Origin of the sequence: Acinetobacter beijerinckii CIP 110307 (assembly GCF_000369005.1) — a bacterium.
Lineage (GTDB): Bacteria > Pseudomonadota > Gammaproteobacteria > Pseudomonadales > Moraxellaceae > Acinetobacter > Acinetobacter beijerinckii.
Genome location: NZ_KB849764.1, coordinates 434,713 through 458,899, shown reverse-complemented (window position 1 = coordinate 458,899; position 24,187 = coordinate 434,713). Strand labels below are relative to the sequence as shown.

20 protein-coding genes, 1 tRNA gene and 1 riboswitch are annotated in these 24,187 nt (G+C 37.6%); of the genes, 13 read left to right on the top strand and 8 right to left on the bottom strand.

Annotated elements, in window-relative coordinates:
* Nucleotides 1-2: 2 nt before the first annotated feature.
* On the bottom strand, nucleotides 3-740 hold the full coding sequence (locus F933_RS03750) for an urea amidolyase associated protein UAAP1 (RefSeq protein ID WP_005058628.1): 738 nt from the start codon (nucleotides 738-740) through the stop codon (nucleotides 3-5).
* Between the two features lie 47 nt (nucleotides 741-787).
* Nucleotides 788-883: riboswitch (guanidine-I (ykkC/yxkD leader) on the bottom strand.
* Between the two features lie 207 nt (nucleotides 884-1,090).
* On the bottom strand, nucleotides 1,091-2,347 hold the full coding sequence (gene glyA, locus F933_RS03745) for a serine hydroxymethyltransferase (protein ID WP_005053578.1): 1,257 nt from the start codon (nucleotides 2,345-2,347) through the stop codon (nucleotides 1,091-1,093).
* Nucleotides 2,348-2,509: 162 nt separating this feature from the next.
* On the opposite strand from glyA, the gene F933_RS03740 reads away from it, so the two are divergent.
* Nucleotides 2,510-3,352 carry a DUF695 domain-containing protein gene (locus tag F933_RS03740; RefSeq protein WP_005058626.1) on the top strand — a complete coding sequence of 281 codons (843 nt, stop codon included), beginning with the start codon at nucleotides 2,510-2,512 and terminating at the stop codon, nucleotides 3,350-3,352.
* 56 nt (nucleotides 3,353-3,408) lie between these two features.
* On the opposite strand, the gene F933_RS03735 is transcribed toward F933_RS03740, so the two are convergent.
* Nucleotides 3,409-4,647 (bottom strand): alpha/beta hydrolase, encoded by a 1,239-nt coding sequence (locus tag F933_RS03735; protein WP_005058624.1) that lies wholly within the window; start codon nucleotides 4,645-4,647, stop codon nucleotides 3,409-3,411.
* Between the two features lie 240 nt (nucleotides 4,648-4,887).
* On the opposite strand from F933_RS03735, the gene F933_RS03730 reads away from it, so the two are divergent.
* Nucleotides 4,888-5,580 carry a putative quorum-sensing-regulated virulence factor gene (locus tag F933_RS03730; RefSeq protein WP_005058623.1) on the top strand — a complete coding sequence of 231 codons (693 nt, stop codon included), beginning with the start codon at nucleotides 4,888-4,890 and terminating at the stop codon, nucleotides 5,578-5,580.
* A 135-nt stretch (nucleotides 5,581-5,715) separates the two neighbouring features.
* Nucleotides 5,716-6,279 (top strand): hypothetical protein, encoded by a 564-nt coding sequence (locus F933_RS03725; RefSeq protein ID WP_005058621.1) that lies wholly within the window; start codon nucleotides 5,716-5,718, stop codon nucleotides 6,277-6,279.
* Nucleotides 6,280-6,407: 128 nt separating this feature from the next.
* On the opposite strand, the gene F933_RS03720 is transcribed toward F933_RS03725, so the two are convergent.
* Nucleotides 6,408-6,483 (bottom strand) — tRNA-Arg (locus tag F933_RS03720).
* A gap of 273 nt (nucleotides 6,484-6,756) precedes the next feature.
* Between F933_RS03720 and F933_RS03715 the strand changes: the two genes are divergently transcribed.
* The 8 genes from F933_RS03715 to F933_RS03680 all read left to right on the top strand — a co-directional run bounded on the left by F933_RS03715 (nucleotide 6,757) and on the right by F933_RS03680 (nucleotide 13,786).
* Nucleotides 6,757-7,692 carry an ABC transporter ATP-binding protein gene (locus tag F933_RS03715; RefSeq protein WP_005053571.1) on the top strand — a complete coding sequence of 312 codons (936 nt, stop codon included), beginning with the start codon at nucleotides 6,757-6,759 and terminating at the stop codon, nucleotides 7,690-7,692.
* The gene (locus F933_RS03710; RefSeq protein WP_005058618.1) at nucleotides 7,689-8,462 is read left to right on the top strand and encodes an ABC transporter permease; all 774 of its coding nucleotides are present in this window, start codon (nucleotides 7,689-7,691) and stop codon (nucleotides 8,460-8,462) included. The genes F933_RS03715 and F933_RS03710 overlap by 4 nt, the downstream gene beginning before the upstream one ends.
* Nucleotides 8,459-9,274: an NADPH-dependent 7-cyano-7-deazaguanine reductase QueF gene (gene queF, locus F933_RS03705; protein ID WP_005058616.1), complete on the top strand. Its 816-nt coding sequence runs from the start codon at nucleotides 8,459-8,461 to the stop codon at nucleotides 9,272-9,274. The genes F933_RS03710 and queF overlap by 4 nt, the downstream gene beginning before the upstream one ends.
* 33 nt (nucleotides 9,275-9,307) lie before the next feature.
* Nucleotides 9,308-9,967: a hypothetical protein gene (locus F933_RS03700; RefSeq protein WP_005053565.1), complete on the top strand. Its 660-nt coding sequence runs from the start codon at nucleotides 9,308-9,310 to the stop codon at nucleotides 9,965-9,967.
* A 162-nt stretch (nucleotides 9,968-10,129) separates the two neighbouring features.
* A complete protein-coding gene (gene rodA, locus F933_RS03695) occupies nucleotides 10,130-11,272 on the top strand; it encodes a rod shape-determining protein RodA (RefSeq protein WP_005058614.1) in 1,143 nt (380 codons plus the stop codon).
* A 19-nt stretch (nucleotides 11,273-11,291) separates the two neighbouring features.
* Entirely contained in the window at nucleotides 11,292-12,293 is a 1,002-nt protein-coding gene (gene mltB, locus F933_RS03690) for a lytic murein transglycosylase B (protein WP_005058612.1), read from the top strand.
* Nucleotides 12,294-12,580: 287 nt separating this feature from the next.
* A complete protein-coding gene (locus F933_RS03685; protein ID WP_005053557.1) occupies nucleotides 12,581-13,192 on the top strand; it encodes a septal ring lytic transglycosylase RlpA family protein in 612 nt (203 codons plus the stop codon).
* Nucleotides 13,193-13,333: 141 nt separating this feature from the next.
* Nucleotides 13,334-13,786, top strand: a complete 453-nt coding sequence (locus F933_RS03680; protein ID WP_005058610.1) for an Mpo1 family 2-hydroxy fatty acid dioxygenase — start codon at nucleotides 13,334-13,336, stop codon at nucleotides 13,784-13,786.
* A gap of 40 nt (nucleotides 13,787-13,826) precedes the next feature.
* On the opposite strand, the gene F933_RS03675 is transcribed toward F933_RS03680, so the two are convergent.
* Together F933_RS03675 and sthA are read right to left on the bottom strand one after the other, a co-directional pair.
* Nucleotides 13,827-14,306 carry a DUF3465 domain-containing protein gene (locus F933_RS03675; RefSeq protein ID WP_005058608.1) on the bottom strand — a complete coding sequence of 160 codons (480 nt, stop codon included), beginning with the start codon at nucleotides 14,304-14,306 and terminating at the stop codon, nucleotides 13,827-13,829.
* An 80-nt stretch (nucleotides 14,307-14,386) separates the two neighbouring features.
* Entirely contained in the window at nucleotides 14,387-15,802 is a 1,416-nt protein-coding gene (sthA, locus tag F933_RS03670) for a Si-specific NAD(P)(+) transhydrogenase (protein ID WP_005053550.1), read from the bottom strand.
* Nucleotides 15,803-15,991: 189 nt separating this feature from the next.
* On the opposite strand from sthA, the gene lipA reads away from it, so the two are divergent.
* Entirely contained in the window at nucleotides 15,992-17,005 is a 1,014-nt protein-coding gene (gene lipA / locus F933_RS03665) for a lipoyl synthase (RefSeq protein ID WP_005058606.1), read from the top strand.
* 391 nt (nucleotides 17,006-17,396) lie between these two features.
* Nucleotides 17,397-19,088 carry a DUF4394 domain-containing protein gene (locus F933_RS03660; protein WP_005058603.1) on the top strand — a complete coding sequence of 564 codons (1,692 nt, stop codon included), beginning with the start codon at nucleotides 17,397-17,399 and terminating at the stop codon, nucleotides 19,086-19,088.
* A gap of 68 nt (nucleotides 19,089-19,156) precedes the next feature.
* Here the strand turns inward: F933_RS03660 and F933_RS03655 are convergent, their stop codons facing one another.
* Both F933_RS03655 and hrpA read right to left on the bottom strand, forming a co-directional pair.
* On the bottom strand, nucleotides 19,157-20,263 hold the full coding sequence (locus tag F933_RS03655) for a beta-ketoacyl-ACP synthase III (RefSeq protein ID WP_005058602.1): 1,107 nt from the start codon (nucleotides 20,261-20,263) through the stop codon (nucleotides 19,157-19,159).
* 46 nt (nucleotides 20,264-20,309) lie between these two features.
* Complete coding sequence (gene hrpA / locus F933_RS03650) at nucleotides 20,310-24,164, bottom strand: ATP-dependent RNA helicase HrpA (RefSeq protein ID WP_005058599.1); 3,855 nt, start codon at nucleotides 24,162-24,164, stop codon at nucleotides 20,310-20,312.
* Nucleotides 24,165-24,187 lie beyond the last annotated feature (23 nt).

The window sequence follows — 24,187 nt, the reverse complement described above, 5'->3', positions numbered from 1 at the left end:
CCTTAATTTGATAATGCGTAATAGCGTTTATTGTTGGCAAAACCACGTTGATTTTGCGGGCATGAATCTTTGCAAATATCAATTTCGGTTAGAGGATTGGCTTTAAATAATCGCAGCTGAATATCAGCAGGTTGATAAGTTTCTGCTTGATCTAAAGGATGTGGTGTCGCAGAAAGAAAGACCAAACAATCCATCTCAAAGCGTAACTCTATTATTTGATGACGATTATCATTTTTGAGATAAGTTAATTTTCCATTATCATCAGGTTGAACCTTAGAAAATAAATTAACTGTGGCAGTCAAATCAGCTTGTCTTAAACCAAATTTGGTCAGCTCAACCAATAAACTGTCGACTCCATTTTGAAACATATCATTACGTGCTTGTTGGAAATTTTGCTTTCCATATTTTTTTTCAATCTGTGCTGCTGTACTTGGGCCACAAAAAACATCATTCCAACCATGATCATCTTTCACAATAGATGCCATTACCCGACCTAAATCTGAATATAAAACATGGCCCGTTGACAAAAACGCAGTGTGCTGTGCCTTTAAGCTGTCTGGCATATTAAAACGTTCTAGTTTTTCTTCTGAATTTACGCAAAACAAAGCAAGATTGGCATTTTGATTGAGTGCTTCGAGTTGTAAAACAGTCCCTCTTTGAATGCGACCAGACCAATGATGTCCGCCCGGTAATTTTTCATCCCAAAGTATTTTATTGTCGTGATAAGACGATTGATTCATAACACACCTCTTGCGGATAATTTAACCTCGTAATGGCAAAATGCCTGATCTCCCGGGCTTTTATCCCTCCGTGTAGTTCTGTCGAACCGTTATCTCTCGGACCAGTCATGTTGATCAACATCGGAACCCTAGACAACTTTTAACTATATTTAGATGAAGCAAAAGACATGCCAAATAAGTATTACTATTTTTCATATTCGTAATACTTATTTGATCATTTTTAGGGACGATTTAAGAAAATAGATAAAAATTAGCACCAATATGATGCTTTGCAAAAAGCACTTTGTTCGGAATTTTGAAAAATTTGAATAAAAAAAAGCGCCTTACGGCGCTTTTTTTAGATATACAAATTAGTTTGCATATACAGGGAATTTAGCACAAACCGTTTCAACTTTAGCTTTAACATCAGCGATAACTTTTTCATCACCTTTGCTATCAATAATGTCAGCGATCCAACCTGCAAGGTCGCGAACTTCAGCTTCACCAAAACCACGAGTTGTTACAGCTGGTGTACCAATACGAATACCAGAAGTTACGAATGGAGAACGTGGGTCATTTGGAACAGCGTTTTTATTTACTGTGATATGAGCAGCGCCTAACCATGCATCAGCATCTTTACCCGTTACATCTTCTTGTTTAATTAAAGACAATAAGAATAAATGGTTATCAGTACCACCAGATACAACATCATAACCACGAGCAATGAATACTTCAGCCATTGCTTGAGCATTCTTAACAACTTGCTGTTGGTAAGTTTTATATTCAGGTGCCATAGCTTCTTTAAAACAGATTGCTTTAGCAGCAATTGCGTGCATTAAAGGACCACCTTGGTTGCCTGGGAATACAGCTGATTGAAGCTTCTTCTCGATTTCTTCGTTTGCTTTCGCAAGAATTAAACCAGAACGTGGACCACGAAGTGTTTTATGTGTAGTCGTTGTCGTTACATCAGCAATTTGAACTGGGTTTGGATACACACCAGCAGCAACTAAACCAGCAACATGTGCCATATCAACAAAAAGGTAAGCGCCAACTTTATCCGCGATATCACGGAAACGTTGCCAATCTACAACACGGCTATAAGCAGAGAAACCAGCTACGATCATACGTGGCTTATGTTCTAAAGCTAAACGCTCAACTTCTTCATAATCGATTTCACCTGTTTCAGGGTTTAAACCGTACTGGATCGCATTATAAGTTTTACCAGAGAAGCTTACTTTAGCACCGTGAGTCAAGTGACCACCGTGAGCCAAGCTCATACCTAATACTGTATCACCAGGATTAAGAAGCGCTAAGTAAACTGCTGAGTTTGCTTGTGAGCCTGCATGTGGTTGTACGTTTGCATAATCTGCACCAAACAACTCTTTCGCACGGTCAATTGCAAGTTGCTCAATAACGTCAACATATTCACAACCGCCATAATAGCGTTTGCCCGGATAGCCTTCTGCATATTTGTTAGTAAGTTTCGAGCCTTGAGCTTCCATTACAGCTTTAGAGCAATAGTTTTCAGAAGCAATTAACTCGATGTGAGCTTCTTGGCGGTCGCCTTCCGAAGCAATCGCTTGAGCTAATTCTGGATCAAATTCAGCAATAGAGATATTGGCAAACATTAGCGGAGGGTCCTATAAATTAGGGCTTTTAAGCCGTGCTAAAGATTGGTGCGAATTATAGCATGAAGTTTACTATTACAAAGCTTGATATTTATTTAATTATTAGTGAATTTGACTGAATTTAGCTGTTAAGCTATCGATAAAAATTCACTAGAGCTAAATATGTTTTCTTTCTTAAAATTTTGGCATAAAAAAAACAATACTTTTCAAGAAGATTTACAAAAAAATGATTCACCTGATTTAGCTCTTGAAGTTCCAGAAAACTGGAACTTTTATATGTGCCAAATAGATGAAGTTCCTGCAAGTTACTTTCTAAATCTAGCTCTAGCTAAAATTGCCCCTATAACCAATAGATCAACCCTACTTTGGGTTGAAATAAAGATGAACTGCTCAAGAGAGGATGGGTTATCTTCAAGTGAAGAATTTGAACATCTCGCTCAAATAGAAGATCAAATTATTCCTGCTCTTACAAGCGAACTTGCTATCTTGTATGTTGGTCGTTTAACACATAATCATTTAAGAGATTTATATTTTTATTGTGAAGATGGAACAGATCCAGAACATATCATTAATGAGGTAATGCAGTTTTATCCAGAATATAGTTATAGGTTTGGTCAGAAACTTGATTCAGATTGGTCAACATATTTCAATTATATGTATCCAAGTAAAGAAATTATGCAAACCATTTCGAATCGATCTGTAATTGAAAATCTTCAAAATCATGGAGATAATCTTGAAGTTGCTCGAGCTGTAGATCATTGGATATATTTTAAAAATGAAGTGGATCTCAATAAATTTGTAGAAATAATATTATCGTGGGATTTTCAAATAAATCAAAAAAATGAAATAGAGGAACATGATGGTTTTCCTTACCAATTACAAATTTGTAAAACTGAATTTGTTGATCAACAATCAATAGATCACTGTACATTACAGCTTTCGCAATTAGCAAATCAGTTAAATGGTGAATATGACGGTTGGGAGACCGTGGTCATTAAGAAATAGACAGAAAAGCCCAATCCTCAAATCACGAAAATTGGGCTTTGATAAAACTTAAAATCTTAATTACTAGGCGGCATTACTGATTTGACATCATTCACAATATTTTCAATATTAAGCCCATATGCCGTTCCATGATCCCATTCAGGATTTGTTACATATCGAATACTAGACCCTTTACTAGCGGCAACAAAAACTAGAGCATCAGTTGCTTCTTTAGGTACAGTGGTATCTTTTGCTCCCTGATAAATAACAACAGGTTGATTAAGCTTAACTTGTGCAGGTTGAGAATCTTTTTCTAAAAACTCTTTCACTATAGGTAAGGCCATAAAGTTTGTTTGAGTACGGGGATAATTTTTCAAATCGACATTTGTTTTTAAATAATTTTGCATTGCGCCAAAAAACTTACTACCTAATACATCTGAACAGTCTGACTCAGCTTTACTCGCAATTAAGTCAGTTGGTGATTTAAAAACACTTGAATAACTGAACGTTAAATTATTATTTCTTAGACCTGCAGTAATCAATGCAGTAAAAGTATCAAGTTGTGCATAAACTGGAGTTTGAAAGTTTACAGGCGCATCTTTTACAGATTGCTCTCCATTTATTAAAATTGCACCAAGATTAGATGCAGGTGCTACAGCAATCGTTCCTTTATAATCCAATTTTGCGCGGCTCGCATATTGAGCTGCTCCTAATGCGGCTTGCCCGCCTTGTGAATGCCCGACCGACACCCATTGACGTGATGTCATTTTTCCTTGACTAGATAAATAAGATCTGGCTGCAACTACAGCATCAGTAATCGAATAGGCCTCACTTTTTACATTTAAAAATGGATGAAGTTCACGCCCGCTCGGTTCGCCAAGCCCTTCATAATCAGGCGCAACGACGATGTAACCCGCTGCTAAAAATTTACTAATCATTCCATGAACATATTCATTAGTTACATTACGACTCGGCGCGCAAATATCAGCCACACCAGTTGTTCCATGCGCCCACGCCACAATTTTCCAACCACCAGCTGGCATTGTTCCTTTAGGAACAAAAACCAAACTCGTTGCCATCGTTTCTTGACCATTTTTACCTAACATTTTATAAGTCATAACAGAGCTTTCTGACGCTACAAGACTAAAATCACTTTTGGTATATGCTGTTGGCATTCCAACCACAGGATCTTTGATATTATTTTCAGGAATCTCAGGTTTTGGAACAAATATTGTCGTTCCATTATCATCACCACCGCATGCTGCCAAGAACAAAGTGCTACTCAGCATCGCAACCGTTAATAGTTTAATTTTCATCTAGTTTTTCCTTAACTATTTTTCATTTTTATCCTTAGACTGAATGCTCTAAGGTTTTAACAACGTTTATTACAATTACGCCTAATTTCATCATGTTTCAAGTTGTTTTTATTTTTTGATTTTTATTTATTCAAAACATCAACAAAACTTAAAAAAATCAAAATCTGGAGTGTTTTTGAAACGGATTATGAGAAAATTTCTTGTAAGATAATCAAATCCTATCAAACTTGAGTCTACTTTATGCAAACCATCATTTTAGATACAGAAACACATACATTGAATGGTTTGCCAATTGAAATCGCTTATGCGTCGATCGAAATTGAAAACGGAAAATTAAGCTTAGATAAGAAAAAAATCTTTGATCAGCTTTACCAAGTGGGACAACCTATTTCATTCGCTGCGATGGCGGTGCATCACATATTAGAATCAGACCTAGCGGATCAACCTTTTTATAAGGAATTTAAGCTCCCGTCAGAGACAACTTATATTATTGGACATAATGTTGATTATGATATTGCTGCAATCGCACGATGTGGTGTAGATACCTCTAAATTAAAACCAATATGCACACTTGCTCTCGCCCGTCATGTTTGGGAGGATGCAGAAGCACATAACATTTCTGCACTTATTTATTTAATCTCAAAGGGAAGTGAAAAAGCACGCGAAATGCTTAAAGGTGCTCATCGAGCAGACGCGGATATTATCTTAACTGCCAATATTTTGATGCATATCATTCATCAATTAAACATTGAAAATATTGAACAACTCTATATAGCTTCTGAACAAGCACGCATTCCAAAAAGTATCACTTTTGGTAAACACAAAGGTACTTCAATTCAAGATTTACCTGCTGACTATATTCAGTGGTTACTTCGCCAAGATGATCTTGATCCGTATTTGCGAAAAGCCTTAGAAAATAAGCTGCTCAAGTAATGGAAATTAAATAATCAAGATTATTTTCCACTTACTCGAAACAAGACAATGATATTTAATAATTTGTTAACGTAACTGTCATTTTTTAACCTTATCTTAATCTCCGTCTAGATCTTGATTGGGGGAGATTAAGAGATGTCACATTTTTTTAAAACAGAGCTTGGGCAAACTGCCCTCCAAGAACGTAGTATTGCCTTAACTGCACGTCAACGTCGTCTACTACTTTTAATTGATCATGAGGATTTTAAAGAACTAGATCAAGACTATAAACAAAGAATTGCACCCAATGAATTGGTTCAGCAATTGATTGAAATGGGACTATTAGCAGAACAAACAGCTCAAAAAAATACAAGTGAAATCAATGCTGATCAAAATGATAATGAACAAATATTAAATGCAACCCAATCAGAGCAAATCCAACCAATTACATTAAACTTAACAGAAAATATTGAAAATGAAGTATTAAACTTAGAAAAATTACCATTTATTGAAATTCAACAAGTCATGATTCAAACACTCACAACCTATTGTGGGCTTATGGCTCGCCCATTGGTGCAAAAAATCCAATCTATAAAAACGATTCAACAACTCAAAGCTTGCCAAATGCAATGGATTACCTCATTACAAGAATCTCGAATTCCACCAAGCCAATTGAATCAAACATTAAAGCTCATTAATTATTCAGTACAACATTTATAATTCATAAAATATAGAAATAATTTGATATGACAAAATTAGCAAAACAAATGTAATCCCTCAAATCTAATTATGAAGGATTTGTTTTTATCAGAAAATTATTAAAAATAAGAGAAATTAAAATGTTATCTTGGTGCGCTCAGCGGGACTCGAACCCACGCCACAGGCTTCGGAGACCTGTACTCTATCCAGTTGAGCTATGAGCGCATGCGATGCACATCATAGGCAAAAAAAGCATATTGGTAAATACATAGCCTTAAACAAAAATGTTTATTGTCTATTAAACCAACGATTTCAATCTTATAAAATTATCTAATTACTTTTAAACAGTTTAATTTAACAGAAACGGATCTTCTTACCCTTGAATCAAGCTCAAAAAACAACGTTCTGTTTTTAACACGCCATAAACCTATTTTTCTACTTGGTTTATTTTTTCATATCGCTCAAAATACCCATTCTATTTAACAACGTGAGACGTTTATGACTGATGCTTTGGTGTTGAGCGGTTTGTCCAAAACTTATCGTAATGGTTTTCAGGCGTTAAAAGGTATCGATTTAACCGTGCCAGAAGGTGAGTTTTATGCATTATTAGGTCCTAATGGTGCTGGTAAATCTACCACGATCAGTATTATTAGCTCTTTAACCAAAAAAACATCGGGTACAGTGGAAATCTTTGGGCATAACTTAGATACCCATCCATCCCATGCGAAACAATGTCTTGGTGTTGTTCCTCAAGAGTTTAACTTCGGTCAATTTGAAAAAACATTTGATATTTTAGTGACACAAGCGGGTTATTACGGAATTCCCAAAAAACTGGCTGAACAACGTGCAGAGTTCTATTTAGAAAAACTTGGCTTATGGGAAAAGCGTAATATTCAATCACGTATGTTATCAGGTGGTATGAAACGTCGTTTAATGATTGCACGCGCCATGATGCATGAACCTAAACTTCTTATTCTTGATGAGCCGACTGCGGGTGTAGATATTGAATTACGTCGCTCAATGTGGGATTTCCTCACCGAAATGAATGAAAAAGGCACTTCTATTATTCTTACAACACATTATTTAGAAGAAGCCGAAATGCTTTGTCGCCGTATCGCGATTATTGATCGTGGCGTGATCAAAGAAGATACCTCAATGAAAGGTTTCCTCAATCAACTCAATGAAGAATCATTTATTTGTGACCTTGTTGAACCAATAAATGAATTCCAGCTTGATATTATTGGTTTTAAGTTTAATTTAATTGATCCCATGACCTTAGAAGTCACGATGGACAAAGCTCATAGCATGAATGATTTATTCTTAATTTTACAATCGCAAAATATTCAAGTCAGTAGTATGCGTAATAAATCAAATCGCTTAGAAGAATTGTTCGTCAAAATGGTGGAGAAAAATCTTGCAGGAGCGGATCAATGAATTTCAATCAATTACGAACCGCCCTATGGACTTTAGTTGTTAAAGAAATTCGTCGCTTTATGCGAATTTGGCCACAAACGTTGTTACCGCCTGCGATCACCATGAGCCTTTATTTCGTGATTTTCGGTAATTTAGTTGGCTCACGCATTGGTGAAATGGGTGGCTTTAGCTATATGCAGTTTATTGTGCCTGGTTTAATCATGATGGCAGTGATCACAAACAGCTACGCGAACGTTTCCTCAAGCTTCTTTAGTGCTAAATTCCAAAAAAGCATCGAAGAACTGATCATGAGTCCTGTGCCATTACATTTAATTCTTTGGGGTTATGTGATTGGCGGCGTTAGTCGCGGTGTCTTGGTTGGTCTAATTGTAACCATCATGAGTTTATTCTTTACTCACTTAGAAATTTATAATTTCTTCGTGACTATATATACAGTCATTATTACTTCATTATTATTTTCGCTTGGTGGTTTCATTAATGCAGTTTATGCGAAGTCATTTGATGATATTTCGATTATTCCGACTTTCGTATTGACGCCACTCACCTATTTAGGTGGTGTGTTCTATGCAATTAGTGCTTTAAGTCCATTTTGGCAAAATTTATCTTTAATTAATCCAATTGTGTATATGGTCAATGCCTTCCGTTTTGGCATCTTAGGACACAGTGATGTCAATGTAACCTTCTCATTGAGTATCGTTACTCTATGCTGTGTTGTGCTTTATACGGTTGCTTATCATTTATTATCTCGTGGTTCAGGAATGCGTGAATGAGTGTTGAACATTCTTTATTGGGTAAAGACACCCAATACCCTACTCAATATCAGCCAGAGGTTTTATTTCCAATAGCCCGTGCTGAGTCCCGTCAACAATATGCACACGTTGAAGGAATCAGCCAAGGCAAAGACTGGTGGCATGTATTCGAAATTTCATGGCTAAATAAGCTTGGTTTACCACAGGTTGCGATTGGTCGTTTAATGTTGCCAGCGAGCTCACCTAATCTGATTGAATCAAAGTCACTTAAACTTTATTTCAATAGTATGAACTTCACTCAATTTGAGTCTCAAAATACTTTCATTGAAACCGTAGAACGTGATCTGTCAAATGCTGCTGGTGGGAAAGTTGAACTTCAACTATTTCAAGTCGATGATTTAGAGATTTCTAAACCGAAAGGTATTTGTATTGACGATTTAACTCCTGAACGTCTTTCAGAACACCCAGACTCAAGCTTATTGCAATTAGATAATACAGCGGAAGATGATGTAGAGATTGAATTGTATTCGCATCTTTTAAGAAGTAATTGCCCTGTAACAGGACAACCTGATTGGGGTACGGTTTTTATTCGTTTTAAGGGTAAAAAACCTTGTTATCGCAGCGTATTAGCTTATATTATCTCGTACCGTCAGCATAATGGTTTTCATGAGCAATGCGTTGAGCAAATCTTTGCTGATATTTGGCAATTGCTGCAACCAGAAAAGCTGATGGTCTATGCAACGTATACTCGTCGAGGGGGCTTGGATATTAACCCATGCCGAGTATCTGATTTGACATGGATGCCCGAGCCAACTCGCTTGGCGCGACAATAAAACGAATAAATTTGATATAGAGGATGTTCTTCAATGACCAGTTATTTCGGTATTCTTCCATCGGCAACGTTGAGTCAGGATATTCAACTTGCACAAGCCAACCGTAACAGTAAAGAGCCACAATACCCTTTACGTGACAAAATTTCTCTACAGCTTACTGATGAGTTAATTGACACCATGTTGGTACATTTGGTTCAACAATTTCCACCAAGTGATAAACGAGATACAACTGAAGAACTTGCTCAAAAAATTCGCAGCATCGTTTCAACGTTAATGAAACAATTGTTGGGTAAAACCTCTAATGATCAAGTCTTAGAATCATTAGCGTTCATGGAAAAAAGCTTGTTTATCGACAATGAAGGCAAACAACGTATTGGTACTGTACTTCCTGATAGCCTTGTTAATGATATGAAAAAAAGCTTTGCTGAAGTAGCAGCAGGAAATGGTAAAGAGCAACGTGATGCTTTAACACAACAGTTTAAGACATTTGCAGATGCGCTTATCCAACACTTCATGACTGAATATAATAAAACATTAGGTTTAGGCATGGTAAAACGTGGTGTTGCAAGTGTTGCAACCAGCGGTGTTGAAACAGCAGTACATATTGTTATCAAAAAGCTGATTCCAAGTTTAAGCCAAGTTGAACTCGAAGTATTTACTAAACACTTCGATCAGTTATTGGTACAAAAGTAAGCTCAGATTAGCTCTAAAAGGCGACGATATTCATATCGTCGCCTTTTTTTATATTTTTAAAAAATCAAAGATTATAAGTGTCACAAATTCTAAATTTGCATTGTCTAAATCAGGGTTTATGTTAGCATTCGCGAAGCGTTGATTGAGTTGATTTAGAATCGCATGGCCCCAAGCTCACAGTACAAATTTTTACGCCAAGCACCACGTGATGGCTTGAGCACAGCTAACCACCCTTCTCGTTGGCAACAACTCCATATAGATCCATGGCTTTGTCTTTTTTTAGTTCTAAATGCAATACTTGGACTGACTGTTTTATATAGCGCCTCCGCTCAAGATGTTGGTCTAGTCAGTAAACAAGCCATGAGTTTCGGAATTGGTTTTGTGGTAATGTTTGGACTTGCCCAAATTCCACCAAAAGTTTATCAAGCCTTTTCACCATACTTTTATATCTTCGGCGTATTGTCACTTATCGCAGTAGTGATTTTTGGTGAAGTTCGTATGGGGGCACAGCGTTGGATCGATATTCCTGGTTTTGGTAGTGTACAGCCCAGTGAATTTATGAAAATTGGCATGCCAATGATGGTAGCTTGGTTCCTATCGCGCAAAGCTCTACCTCCAAGTTTCACTCAAGTCATTTTGTCCTTGATGCTGATTGTCGTGCCATTTCTATTAATTGCAGAACAACCCGATCTAGGAACATCTTTACTTGTGCTTGCAAGCGGTATTTTTGTACTGTTTTTAAGTGGACTATCGTGGAAACTCATTGCTGCTGCTGCTGGAGTGGTGGCAATTATTATTCCTATCGCTTGGCAATTTCTACTACATGATTATCAACGGCAGCGTGTTTTAACACTATTAGATCCCGAAGCCGATGCCCTTGGTACAGGCTGGAATATTATCCAATCAAAAACTGCAATTGGCTCAGGTGGTTTTTCAGGTAAAGGCTTTTTGGAAGGTACTCAATCACACCTTCACTTTTTACCTGAAGGTCATACAGATTTTATTATTGCTGCATATTCAGAAGAGTTTGGACTGATTGGTGTCACCCTACTCATTCTTCTTTATTGTGCAATTATTTTTAGAACCTTCCAAATCGGTTTACAAAGCTTCCATAACTATGGTCGTTTGGTTGCAGGTGCCTTTGGTTTGTCATTTTTTGTTTATGTATTTGTAAATGCAGGTATGGTCAGTGGTATTTTACCAGTAGTAGGTGTGCCTTTGCCGTTCATGAGTTATGGTGGAACTGCAATTATTACTCTTATGTCAACTTTTGGACTGGTTATGTCTATTCATACGCATCGATAACGAGGAATTTTATAAACATATGTTTCATCCAACTTTAAATAAAACTTTTAAATTTATGACTTTGAGTGCCAGTTTATTTTTAAGCAGTAATTGGGCACAAGCAAATGAATTTTATAATGATCCTAATTACGCTAACTTCAAGCAAAAAACCATGAGCACTTATGGTTTAAGCAGTGAGCAAGTCGATGCCGCAATGAGTGGTGCACGCAACTTACCTAATATTTTAAACATTATGACTCGCCCAGGTGAAAGTAAGCCTTGGTACGAGTATCGTTCGATGTTTTTAGCTGAAGGTACCATTCAACGTGGTATTCGTTTCAAAAACCAATATGAAGATGTACTGAATCGCGCAGAACAACAGTATGGCGTCCCTAAAGCGGTTATTTTAGGAATATTGGGGGTTGAAACAGGTTATGGAGCAAATAAAGGCTCATTCATCACTCGTGACGCATTAGCAACTTTAGCCTTTGGTTATCCACGCCGAGCAGAATATTTTAGTGATGAGCTTGCTGCATTAATCTCATGGACATATAAAGAAGGCTATCCAACAAATAGTATTGTTGGATCGTATGCTGGTGCGATTGGTTATCCACAATTTATGCCAAGTAATATTCAAAAATTAGGTGTCGATTATGATGACAATGGGCACATTGATTTAAGAAATTCTGCCACCGATGCCATTGGTTCTATTGCAAATTATTTAGCTCAGTATGGTTGGGAACGTGACCGTCCAATCGGCTTCCCCGCTCGGTATCTTGGCAATAATCCAGATAGCATCATTGCAAAAGATTTGACTCAACCACGACCTTATGGTGAATTAAAAAGATTGGGTGTTGCACCCATAGATCCAGTGGTAAAAATTGATGATTTAGACTTAGTGAATGTCATTCAATTACAAGATCAATTCGGTCCAATTTACTACATCACTTATCCAAATTTCCAAGTGATTACGACCTACAATAAAAGCCGTATGTATGCGACAGCAGTATGGTTATTAGGCACAGAAGTAGCTAGCCGTTAGGCTAGCTTTTTTATACACAACCAAAAAGTCAATCTTTTTCTTCGCATAAAAGTATATATATTCAGCAAAATACATAAATTGTTACAATATTGATTATTTTTTAATCCAAAACTGTAAGTTTTTACCCTTTTTGTAACTATTTATCGTTAAAGACTAGACACACTTCGTAAGCGATGAATATTATCCACCCAAGTTAAAGTAATTGCAAAAGTGAATAATTAGACATGTGCACTATATTTCAGAGTATTTATTGAAATAGAAAAGCATGTTCTCTAGGAGTTTATACAATGCAGTTTTCGCTAAAATATATTATAGCGCTGACGGCAGGCTTAAGTTTAAGCCCGTTACATGCTGAAATGGTTCAGTCTTCATCACTTACTAATGATGTGGAAGGTTCTAATTTAGCTGCCCGCGTTTTGAGTAAAGATTCTCAAAATTTTAATTCTCGTTTTTCTAACGTTAATAGTCTTTCAATCACTGAGCGTTCAGGTGACCAAGTACGTCGCCAGACGATTGCAGCAAAAATCGATATCCCTGAAGAAGAGCCTTCAGTGATTGAAAAACTGAATGCAGTTGCATCTAACACTGTGCGTAAGTTTAGCCAAAATGGTGTTGCATCTTGGTATGGTCGTCAATTCCACGGTCGTAAAACGGCGAGTGGTGAAACATTCGATATGAATGCGATGACCGCTGCTCACCGTAGTCTGCCTTTAAACTGTTACATCCGCGTTACCAATAAAGATAATGGTAAAAGCGTAGTTGTAAAAGTAAATGACCGTGGCCCTTTCCATGGTAACCGTGTATTAGATTTATCTTATGGTGCTGCTAAGCAACTTGGAATGTCTAGTTCAGGTACAGGTAATGTCAGCATCGAACGTGTTGATGGACCTAACTCATAAATTACAAGCTTAAATGAAAAAGCCACCTAGTGTGGTTTTTTGTTTTTTAATGATTATAAAAATTGGTTTGATTCATTTTGACGCTTAGGGTCATCTTCGGTATATTGAATGGATAAAAATTATCAAAGTACGGAGAGCACAATGAAATCAATCGATGAATGGTTTGATGAATACAGTGATAGTCATCAAAATCAAAGCAACAAGAAAATTCATTGGGTTTGTGTTCCTGCAATTTTATTTTCAATTATTGGCATTCTCGCTCATTTTAGTACCTTACTAACTGCTTTACTACTCGTTCTCACTTTAGTGTTTTATGCACGCTTAGATATTGTTTTAGCGGTGGCAATGGCAGCATTGTTAGCAGTCATGGCATGGTTAATTATTATCTTACCAGTAGGTGTAGGATTCTATATTGGTGTCTTTGTGATCGCTTGGATTGGGCAATTCTATGGGCATAAAGTTGAAGGCAAGAAACCTTCATTCTTTAAAGATCTACAATTTCTCTTGATTGGTCCTGTATGGTGTATGGATGCATATTTAGCTAAAGTCCTACCTAAATGGAAATCTCGTCAAAAATTGGGGCTTACAAGCTAATTTAGCGCGTATCTTGCAGATAACTTATCAAGGAAGAATATCATTGATATATTTTTCCTTGATATTTTAGCCATCCATCAATATGTTTTCCACGCGGATCATGGTGCGTCCAATGGATAACACCACCCTTTTGGCTATATTCATATTCACCATAAAACTCAACAGTTTCACCTTTTTTTAACCCTTCTATTCTGGGTGCCAAATCAATATTGTGAGCAATTAAAATAGTTAAACCATTCTCTAACTTGAGAATCATTTTTTGATGTCTAGATCCATCATTATCATCAGGAAGAATTGCTTTTACTACACCGTGCCCTTGAACTTGAATATTGCTGCTTTGCTGTTGATAAGCCTGCATGATCTTATGCTGATCATCAGAGATTGAAACTGCTGTGTTGCTCTGCTCTGTTTGTGACTTATCAGTGATTTGATCTTGCTGCTTTAAGTCCAAACCTAAATAAACAGTCATCAAAATAACAATCACAACAACGATTATTAAATTATTTTTTTGAATTTTCATATTTAACCTTTTATTGTTCATGAAACAGCAAAATGCCAATCAGATCGATTGGCATTTTGATCATACAAGGACTATAAATTTTAGAATAGACGATTTATCCCATTTAAAGCAGCCACGCGATAAGCCTCTGCCATGGTTGGATAGTTGAATGTCGTTTCAACAAAGTACTTTAATGTATTGTTTGGGCTATGCATCACAACTTGGCCAATATGGATAATTTCAGCCGCATTGTTACCGAAACAGTGAATACCCAATACCTCTAAAGTATCTCTATGGAACAGAATCTTTAATTCACCTACCGTATCACCCGTAATTTGTGCGCGAGCAAGATGGCGGAATGATGCTTGTCCAACTTCGTAAGGAACCTTTTCTTCAGTTAGTTCCTGCTCTGTCTTACCAATCGACGAAATTTCAGGAATGGTATAAATTCCTGTTGGCACGTCTTTAATGGGTTTAACATTCTTTTCACCAACCATATTTGCGCCAGCGCAACGTCCTTGGTCATAAGCAGCAGATGCAAGTGATGGCCAACCAATCACATCACCAGCAGCAAATATATTATCAACCTCAGTCTGATATTGATCATTCACCATCAACTGACCACGATTGTTTGGTACAAGACCTACATTCTCGAGTCCTAAACCATCCGTATTACCCGAACGACCGTTACACCATAAGATGGCATCAGCTTTAATTTTCTTACCACTAAGCAAATGTAATACCACATGATCATCAAAGGTTTCTAGGCGATCAATTTGTTCATTGTGACGAATTAGCACACCTTGTTCACGTAAGTGATAAGACAATGCATCTGCAATTTCATCATCGAGGTAGCTCAATAATTTTTGCTGCGTATTAATTAAATCAACTTTATGATCTAAACCGATGAAAATCGATGCGTATTCACAACCAATAACACCAGCACCATAAATAATAATTTTTTGAATTGAATAATCCAGATCAAGAATCTTGTCTGAATCAAAGACACGCGGATGATTAAAATCCAGTCCTTGCGGTTGATAAGGACGACTACCCGTTGCAATCACAATTTGCTTACAAATAATCGTATCTTTAATACCATCCTGACCAAAAATTAAAACCGTATTTTTGTCTTGGATATATGCACGACCATGAAAAACATCAATCTTATTACGATCATAAAAACGTGTATGCGTGTCAACTTGCTGTTGAATCACTTTATGTGCGTTGCGTAATACCTGTTTCATAGTGAATTGCTTCCATTCACCCACTTTTTGAAACATCGGATCACGTTGATAACGAATAATACTTGAAACGGTTTGACGCAATGCTTTACTTGGGATTGTACCGACATGTGCACAATTACCACCGAGTTGATCACGCACATCAACGATTGCTACTTTTCTACCTGCTTTAGCTAGCTTCATTGCCGCGCCTTCACCAGCTGGGCCAGAACCGAGAATGACTGCATCAAATTTTACAACATTCCCACCAACGACCTCTTTCTTACGTGGCATTCAAAGCTCCTTTATCTGTTCGCTGTTTACTTATATATATGATAACTAATATGCTATGGGTTGATGTATTTCTCAACCATATATTTTTATATATTCACATTTTCAAAATGAATACCTATTTCATCCTATAAACCTGTAAATTTGACTATAATAATCCAATATCTCAAGTAATAGGTTGTAGAAAATAAGATGTCTGAACACCGTAAACCTGAACAGGGCATAAAACTTCGTGGCGCAGAAAAAGTCGCTAGAATTCCTGTAAAAGTTATACCTACGGTTGAAGTACCTCGTAAACCAGACTGGATTCGCGTCAAAATGACTGCACCTGAAGAGGTTCAGCGTATAAAAACAACTCTACGTTCGCAAAAACTCCATACTGTTTGTGAAGAAGCTGCCTGCCCTAACCTTCCAGAGTGTTTTGGTGGTGGTACTGCGACTTTTATGATTATGGGCGATATCTGTACTCGCCGTTGTCCTTTCTGTGACGTTGCACATGGTCGACCAAATGCACTCGATGCTGATGAACCACGTCACATGGCTGAAACGATTTCAAACTTGGGTTTGAAATATGCAGTTATTACCTCAGTAGACCGTGATGATCTTTTAGATGGTGGTGCTCAACATTTCGTAGATTGCATTAAAGAAGCACGAGCGTTGAGTCCAAAAACATTATTGGAAATCTTAGTGCCCGACTTCCGTGGTCGTATGGATATTGCTTTACGCATCATGACTGAATGTCCACCAGACGTTTTTAACCATAACATCGAGACTGTGCCTCGCTTATACAAAGCAATGCGTCCAGGTTCTGACTACCAACATTCTTTGACTCTTTTGAAAATGTTTAAAGAACACTGCCCTGATATTCCAACCAAGTGTGGTTTGATGGTTGGTATTGGTGAAACTGAAGAAGAAGTGATTTCTTTGCTCGATGATTTGCGTGCACATGACGTAGATTATGTAACCATTGGTCAATATCTACAGCCTTCTAAACAGCATGCACCGATTGATCGTTTTGTTACACCAGAAGAGTTTGAGCGTTATGCTGAACATGGTCGTAAATTAGGTTTTAGAAACATTTGGTCTGCACCAATGGTTCGCTCAAGCTACTTTGCAGATCGTCAATATCATGGTGAACCTGTTCCTGCAGTACGTCGTAAAGTCGATCCAGCGAAAAAAATTGCAGTTCAAACTGTAGAAGCGTAAGCAATAAATATATCGAAATCGAGAGAGTTTTAAAATTCTCTCGATTTTTTATTTTTGAGTTTTAAATATTATATTTTTTTTCATAACAATTACTTTAATAATTTAGAGTTTCTTAGCTGCCGTGAAGTTGGTGTGAATAATTACAACTCAAAACTCAAATACGAAAAAATCACTTAAAAACACTAATTTACTTTCGACCTTGCCCCACTTAATCTAACAAAAGTAAATATAAGATTTTTAAATTATTCATTTAAAAATAAAAGTCGAAATCTTTTTTCTAAGGCTAGACCCATTACAGCAACCCAATAACAAGAAGCTCGCAGTTAATAAATAACAGGGAATACTTCTCAAAAGCTTCTTATAACCAAAATATGTATCAGGATAAACGACTATGAATAAACGAGCATTAACTTTGACCGCAGCAACTCTGGGTAGCCTAATATTATTGGGTTGTAATAATGATTCTAACAACGATACAGAAACTACAAATACAATTACTGGTGATACATTAATTTTAACAAGCAATGGAATGATCAGTTCCATTGATCGCGCAACACCCAATAAGATTGTTTCAAATCTTAAAATCACAGGTTTAGAAAGTGGTGATGAACTTGTAGGTATCGATTATCGTCCTAAAGATGGAAAACTGTATGCCGTTGGCTTGTTAGGAAACCTATATACATTAAACCCAAATACAGGCAAAGCAAGCTTTCTTAGAAAGTTGATTGCTGATTCAAGTGATGATGCACCTTTCAGCAAAATTATGGGTGACGCCAATCTCATCACAGTGAATTTCAACCCTGCTGCAGACCGTTTACGTGTGATATCGAATACAGGTCAAAATTTGCGAATCAATGTCGATACAGGCGTTACAATCACTGACGGCACAATTAAATTAGCTGAAGACACAGCGGCAGTAGTTGCAGGAGCTTATACCAATGCATTTGCTGGAACTGCTTCTACCAAACTGTACAGCATTGACCAAAACTCAGATCGAATTTATTTGCAAAATGCGAATGCAGGAATACTTGGGGTTTCAGCAGCGCTTGGTGCAGATATAAATACCAATGGCGGTGGTGGGCTAGACATCGACCCAGTTAGTAACATCGGATTTGCAGCACTCAAACTCACATCAGGTGCGTATAAATTTTTTCAAATCAATCTTGCTAATGTTGGAACAAGTAATGATGCCGTCTTTGCTTCTAGCGATTTAAATAATAGTTTTAATACCATGGGAATTCGTGGAATTGCTCTAAAAAGAGCTTCTGATTCTACGGCGCAAGCTTTCGGTTTAACGGCGAATAATAAATTATTAAACTTTGCTCTAAATAATCCAAACTCAGTTTCTGAAAAATCATTAACTGGTCTGCTCGTTGATGAGCGATTTATTGGAATTGACTATCGTTTGAGAACAACAACTGATCATTCGGGTAAACTTTACGGACTAACCAACAAAGCGAATTTATACACCATTAATCCTGAATCTGGCTTAGCAAGCTTAGTAAGCACATTAAAACCAGCAGCAGGAAGTAGTTTTACTGCATTGGATGGAACCAGCTTTGCTGTTGATTTCAATCCAACCGCTGATCGATTACGTGTCATCAGTAATACTGGTCAAAATCTACGAATCAATGTAGATACAGGTGACACCATTAAAGATGGTGATATTAATGGTGCTTCAGGTGCTCAAGTAACGGCAGCCGCTTATACCAACAGTTTTAAAACTCCTGTAGCTACACTTGCTACCGAATTATTTGATCTCGATCAAACCAATAAAACATTAACTAAACAGAATCCTCCGAATAACGGCACCTTGAGCCTGATTGGAAATCTAGGTATTAATCTTGGCACTGATAATGGTTTTGATATTGCTGGTGGCGATAATGGTTTAGCTTTAGCGGCAGTGTCAGGTGGTTCTGGTCCATCAGTGTTATATCGTATTGATTTAAATAGCGATACAACAATAACAACACCTCGAGCAAATTTAGCAATTAGTGTAGATGGATCACCAAATCTAAATGCATCTACAATCGGAACTAACACCACACCTCAAGTGATTGATTTAGCAATTTTATTTAAGTAGAACTTAGAACACATAAAAAAACACCACAACTTTGATTGTGGTGTTTTTTATTTAAATAGAGATAATTATTATGCAATATGCTTTTGCACGATGATTGAACCCACAGAATAACCAGCACCAAATGATGAAATGACAGCATATTCACCATTATCAACTTGTTCACCAGTACGATGCATCGCAATAATTACACCCGCAGAAGACGTATTTGCAAATTCATCTAAAATAATGGGTGCGCGTTCTAAATCAGCTTCTTTACCTACAACTAATTTTAAAATTAGTTCATTCATATTCGCATTAGCTTGATGCAACCAAAAACGTTTCACTTGCTCAGGTGTCAATTCCAATTTTTCTAGCTGAGCTGTAATGATTTTGGCAACAAGTGGGCAAACTTCTTTAAAGACTTTGCGGCCATCTTGACGGAATAGTTTGTCATCAACTACTGCATCTTCACTACGATTTAAGAAACCAAAGTTATTACGGATATTATTTGAAAATTGAGTAAACAAATGAATATCTAAAATTTCATAACCAGACTTAGTTTCTGTTTCTTCAATAATTGAAGCAGTCGCGACATCACCAAAAATAAAATGTGCATCACGAGTACGATAATCTAAATGACCTGAGGTAATTTCGACATTAAGCAACAATACACGGCGCGCGCCACATTTCACCGCATCATATGCTTGCTTTAAACCAAAGGTTGCAGCAGAACAAGCCACATTCATATCATAAGCATAACCTTGGATGCCAAGCGCTGACTGAATCTCAATCGCAACCGCTGGATAGGCACGCTGCATATTTGAACATGCTAAGATCACGACATCGATATCTTCAGCCGTTACACCTGCATTTTCCATTGCTTGCTTCGCAGCAATGACACCCCACTCCGCTTGAAGTGAAAGTTCTTCATTACTACGTTCTTGCAAATGTGGACGTAAACGTTTTGGATCAAGAATTCCAGATTTTTCGACGACATAACGACGTTGAATACCTGATGCTTTTTCAATAAATTCAGGGCTTGAGCCACGTAGTGCTTCGATCTCGCCTGCTGCAATTTTCTCAGCATTTTCTTGATTAAATTGTTCTACATAAGCATTTAGGCTTTCAACCAACTCTGCATTGGAAATAGATTCTGTCGGGTGAAATAAACCTGTACCTGTTATACGGATGCCCATGTAAAACTCCTGTAAAGAATGGTTCTAACTTTCATCATTGTCCAGTTTAACCGATTGCCAAACGATCCCATAGTTTTTGTAATCTAGTTGGTGAAATAGGCAGCTTTGTTTTCATCGGTTGAGAAAACAAAGAAATCCTAAACTCTTCCAACATCAAATACATTTCTTTGATTTTAGAATCATTTTTAAATTTAAAAACTTTGTCCATCCACGGATCGACATCATCAATTGCAGCAAGGTCACGTTGTAGATTATTTGGCAAACGCTCCAAACGCAATAGCAACGCCTTTAAATATCTTGGATATTCCTGCCAAATTTCAGCAGGTCGGCTATATACAAAGTTCGCCAAAGACATTAAATCCAGTTGATCTTCAACATCATCTATACTTCGTCCAAATATCCCTTGATCTAAAAGCAATAGTTCACGGCGTATTTGCTGCCATTGGGTAAAAATATCTGTAATATCAGAAAGTACCTTTTGACCATCTAGCAAGAATTGTTTTTTTACTTCAGTTAATAGCTGATTAAATTCTTGTGAGTCTTTAGGAAGTTCTCTAATTGAAACTTGCAATGTTGCATACACCAACATTTGTTCGAGTTTGGCTCGATCACCCAATGGCGAATATGCCAAGGCTAGCGGTTTTGAGATTTGTTTTTTCAACTGGCGGATTAAATCGCCTAATTGCATATGCACTAGACGAATCACACCTTCACGATGCTGCTTAATCGCTTCAGCTTGATCATTAAAGGTTTGAATCACTACTCCTGACTCATCTTTAACATCTAAATCGACAAATAGCTTGGTTGGAACTAATGCCTGATATTGTTTTACAACAACGCCAGTCACTTTCTGTGACGCTTCAAAAATGAAATTTTCAGGGAAAGTCTGAAATTCACCTGCCTGCTGTTTAACAGGTCGATGCGTTTCAACCCGACATCTTGTTTTCAGTTCATCTAAGTCACGACCTTGCGCGATTAACTTTCCTTTTTCATCAATCACCTTTATAAAAGCAACAAGGTATTGATCGATACGTTCAAACGAGAAATCTTTTTCAGTAATCTGCTCGCCTCGTAGAGCAAAAGCGAGGTAATTAAACAGGTGCTCTCGTAAGTGAACAGCATCAACACCCTGCATTAACTTTTTGGCTGTATCAGGAATTGGGACTAAATTGCGACGTTTATCTTTTGGTAAAGCTTTAAGTAATGCCTCAATCAAATCTTGACGCCAACCTGGGATTCCCCATGACCATTGCTTTTCATCCACTTGAGGCAAAGCTTGCACAGGAATTTTAACCGTTGCACCATCTTCATCATGACTTGGATCAAAACGATAACTCGCAGCTAATCGCAGTTGTCCATTATGTAAATAGTCAGGAAATTGCTGCGTAGTTGGTCGATCATTCATCCACAGCGCATCATCATCCACAAATAAATATCGTGGATGTTCTGGTTCAACTGTGGCACGCCAATCTTCAAAGCTCCTGCGACTGGCAATTTCAGTCGGTACTTTGGCAGCATAAAATTGATAAATAGTTTCTTCATCGACCACTAAATCACGACGACGTAATTTATCTTCAACACGCTCAACTTCTTCAAGTTTTAACAAGTTGTGTTTTAAGAACGGTGGTGTAATACCCAATTTACCAGTAGTGAGTGCGTCTCGTAAAAAGATTTCATGCGCCGCAGCTTGATCAACCTTCTCAAAATTCACCAGACGTTTTGGTTCAATGATTAAACCAAATAATGAAATCTGATCATAGGCATTGACGATACCTGCTTTTTTCGACCAGTGCGGTTCAAAATAGTGGTGTTTCAATAAATCACCAGCAGCCAACAAAATCCATTCAGGATCAATTTTCGCCAACGTCCGCAAATACACTTGAGAGGTTTCGACCATCTCAAATGCCATTACCCAAGCAGTATTGGTCTTATGCAACGTACTGGCTGGAAAGACTTTTGCTTTTTGTTGGCGTACCGCCATAAAGGTATTACGTTCATCCGTTTTATTGGCGATAAATGAAAGTAAACCTGTGAGTAGCGCACGGTGTAAATTTTCATAATTGGCTGATTTTTCATTAAAGCTTAGTTTTAAACCTTCAGCCAATTCAACTAACTGCTGATGAGTTTGTTTCCATTCTCGCAACCGCAACCAACTTAAAAAGTGCTGTCGTGCAAATTGACGACGCTTACTCTCAGATTGTGTATCTGGACTGGTTTGAATCGTATTCCACAACTTTAAATAGAACAAGAAATCAGAATCGGCTTCTTTAAACAATGCGTGTTTTTGATCCGCCTGCATTTGTTTATCAGCAGGACGTTCACGTGGGTCTTGGATTGCTAGTGCGCTGACAATAATTAATGTTTCTTTGAGTACACCAAAATGTGCACCACCAATAAGCATTCGTGCTAAACGCGGATCAATCGGCATGCGCGCCATCATTTGACCGACTTTAGTTAAATCATTCTTACGTTCATTTAATGCACCTAACTCAACCAAGAGCTTACGCCCATCATTGACCAATCGGAAATCAGGTGGTTCAATAAAGTCAAAGTCTTCTAAATTACCCAACCCTAAACTTTGCATTTGTAAAATTACAGAAGCCAAGTTAGTTCGTTTGATCTCAGGCTCAGTAAACTCAGGACGACTTTGGAAATCTTCTTCGCTATATAAGCGAATACATACGCCCGCCGCAATACGTCCACAACGTCCTTTACGTTGATTAGCTGCTGCTTGTGAAATGGCTTCAATGGGTAAACGTTGAACACGAGAGCGATAGTTATAACGGGAGATACGAGCAAAACCACTATCAATCACATAACGAATATTTGGTACAGTCAGTGCTGTTTCCGCAACATTGGTTGCGATAATGATACGTCGCCCCTTTCCACCTGGGCTAAAAATCTTTTGTTGCTCTGCAATCGCTAAACGCGCATACAAAGGTAAAACCTCTGTATGACGAGGACCATATTTCTGCAAAGTTTCCTGTAACTCTCTAATTTCTTGCTCTGTACTGGCAAAAATTAGAATATCCGCATATTCAGGATGACCTTTACTTTCAGCATCAGCAAAACATTCTTCTACAGCTTGTACAACTGCACGAGGTAAGTTTTCTTCAAAATCATCAAATTCGTCATCATCACTGCCGACAATACTAAGCTCTGAAATCGGACGGTAACGTAACTCAACAGGAAAACTTCGACCTTCCACTTCAAAAATTGGAGCATGATTAAAATATTGACTAAAACGATTTACATCTAGCGTTGCTGAAGTAACGATTACTTTTAAATCAGGGCGCTTCGGCAAAAGCTGCTTTAAATATCCCATAATGAAATCGATATTAAGAGAGCGTTCATGCGCTTCATCAATAATAATCGTGTCATATTTAGATAAAAATCGGTCGTTGGTCAATTCAGCCAGTAAAATACCATCCGTCATTAAACGGACAATAGAGTCCTGAGAACCTTGCTCATTAAAGCGAATTTTAAAACCAATCGACTCACCGAGTTTTTCGCCTACCTCTTCAGCAATACGTTGCGATACGCTACGGGCAGCCAACCGACGAGGCTGAGTATGACCGATCATGCCAGTGAGACCACGACCTGCGAGCATTGCGATTTGAGGAAGCTGAGTGGTTTTACCTGAACCCGTCTCACCAGCCACAATAATCACTTGATGCTTTTGAATAGCATCGATCAAACGATCTGCATATTGAGTAACAGGCAAGTCTTGATTGAGTTTGATCTTTGGGAGTCGCGCTAAACGTTGTCTAACTTTGTGGTTTGATTGCTCAATCAGCTTTTCTATTTCTGCTGTTGCTGTCTTTTTATCTTTGCGCAGTCGATTTAAACGGTGACGGTCACGTGCCATAACCCATTGGTCTACATTTAAATGACTCTGCACTGAACAGCTTTCCTGAAAAATAA

Excerpts from the sequence above, each read along its gene's own strand:
- F933_RS03750 (WP_005058628.1), bottom strand. The coding sequence starts at position 740 with ATGAATCAATCGTCTTATCACGACAATAAAATACTTTGGGATGAAAAA.
- glyA (WP_005053578.1), bottom strand. The coding sequence starts at position 2,347 with ATGTTTGCCAATATCTCTATTGCTGAATTTGATCCAGAATTAGCTCAA.
- F933_RS03740 (WP_005058626.1), top strand. The coding sequence starts at position 2,510 with ATGTTTTCTTTCTTAAAATTTTGGCATAAAAAAAACAATACTTTTCAA.
- F933_RS03735 (WP_005058624.1), bottom strand. The coding sequence starts at position 4,647 with ATGAAAATTAAACTATTAACGGTTGCGATGCTGAGTAGCACTTTGTTC.
- F933_RS03730 (WP_005058623.1), top strand. The coding sequence starts at position 4,888 with ATGCAAACCATCATTTTAGATACAGAAACACATACATTGAATGGTTTG.
- F933_RS03725 (WP_005058621.1), top strand. The coding sequence starts at position 5,716 with ATGTCACATTTTTTTAAAACAGAGCTTGGGCAAACTGCCCTCCAAGAA.
- F933_RS03715 (WP_005053571.1), top strand. The coding sequence starts at position 6,757 with ATGACTGATGCTTTGGTGTTGAGCGGTTTGTCCAAAACTTATCGTAAT.
- F933_RS03710 (WP_005058618.1), top strand. The coding sequence starts at position 7,689 with ATGAATTTCAATCAATTACGAACCGCCCTATGGACTTTAGTTGTTAAA.
- queF (WP_005058616.1), top strand. The coding sequence starts at position 8,459 with ATGAGTGTTGAACATTCTTTATTGGGTAAAGACACCCAATACCCTACT.
- F933_RS03700 (WP_005053565.1), top strand. The coding sequence starts at position 9,308 with ATGACCAGTTATTTCGGTATTCTTCCATCGGCAACGTTGAGTCAGGAT.
- rodA (WP_005058614.1), top strand. The coding sequence starts at position 10,130 with ATGGCCCCAAGCTCACAGTACAAATTTTTACGCCAAGCACCACGTGAT.
- mltB (WP_005058612.1), top strand. The coding sequence starts at position 11,292 with ATGTTTCATCCAACTTTAAATAAAACTTTTAAATTTATGACTTTGAGT.
- F933_RS03685 (WP_005053557.1), top strand. The coding sequence starts at position 12,581 with ATGCAGTTTTCGCTAAAATATATTATAGCGCTGACGGCAGGCTTAAGT.
- F933_RS03680 (WP_005058610.1), top strand. The coding sequence starts at position 13,334 with ATGAAATCAATCGATGAATGGTTTGATGAATACAGTGATAGTCATCAA.
- F933_RS03675 (WP_005058608.1), bottom strand. The coding sequence starts at position 14,306 with ATGAAAATTCAAAAAAATAATTTAATAATCGTTGTTGTGATTGTTATT.
- sthA (WP_005053550.1), bottom strand. The coding sequence starts at position 15,802 with ATGCCACGTAAGAAAGAGGTCGTTGGTGGGAATGTTGTAAAATTTGAT.
- lipA (WP_005058606.1), top strand. The coding sequence starts at position 15,992 with ATGTCTGAACACCGTAAACCTGAACAGGGCATAAAACTTCGTGGCGCA.
- F933_RS03660 (WP_005058603.1), top strand. The coding sequence starts at position 17,397 with ATGAATAAACGAGCATTAACTTTGACCGCAGCAACTCTGGGTAGCCTA.
- F933_RS03655 (WP_005058602.1), bottom strand. The coding sequence starts at position 20,263 with ATGGGCATCCGTATAACAGGTACAGGTTTATTTCACCCGACAGAATCT.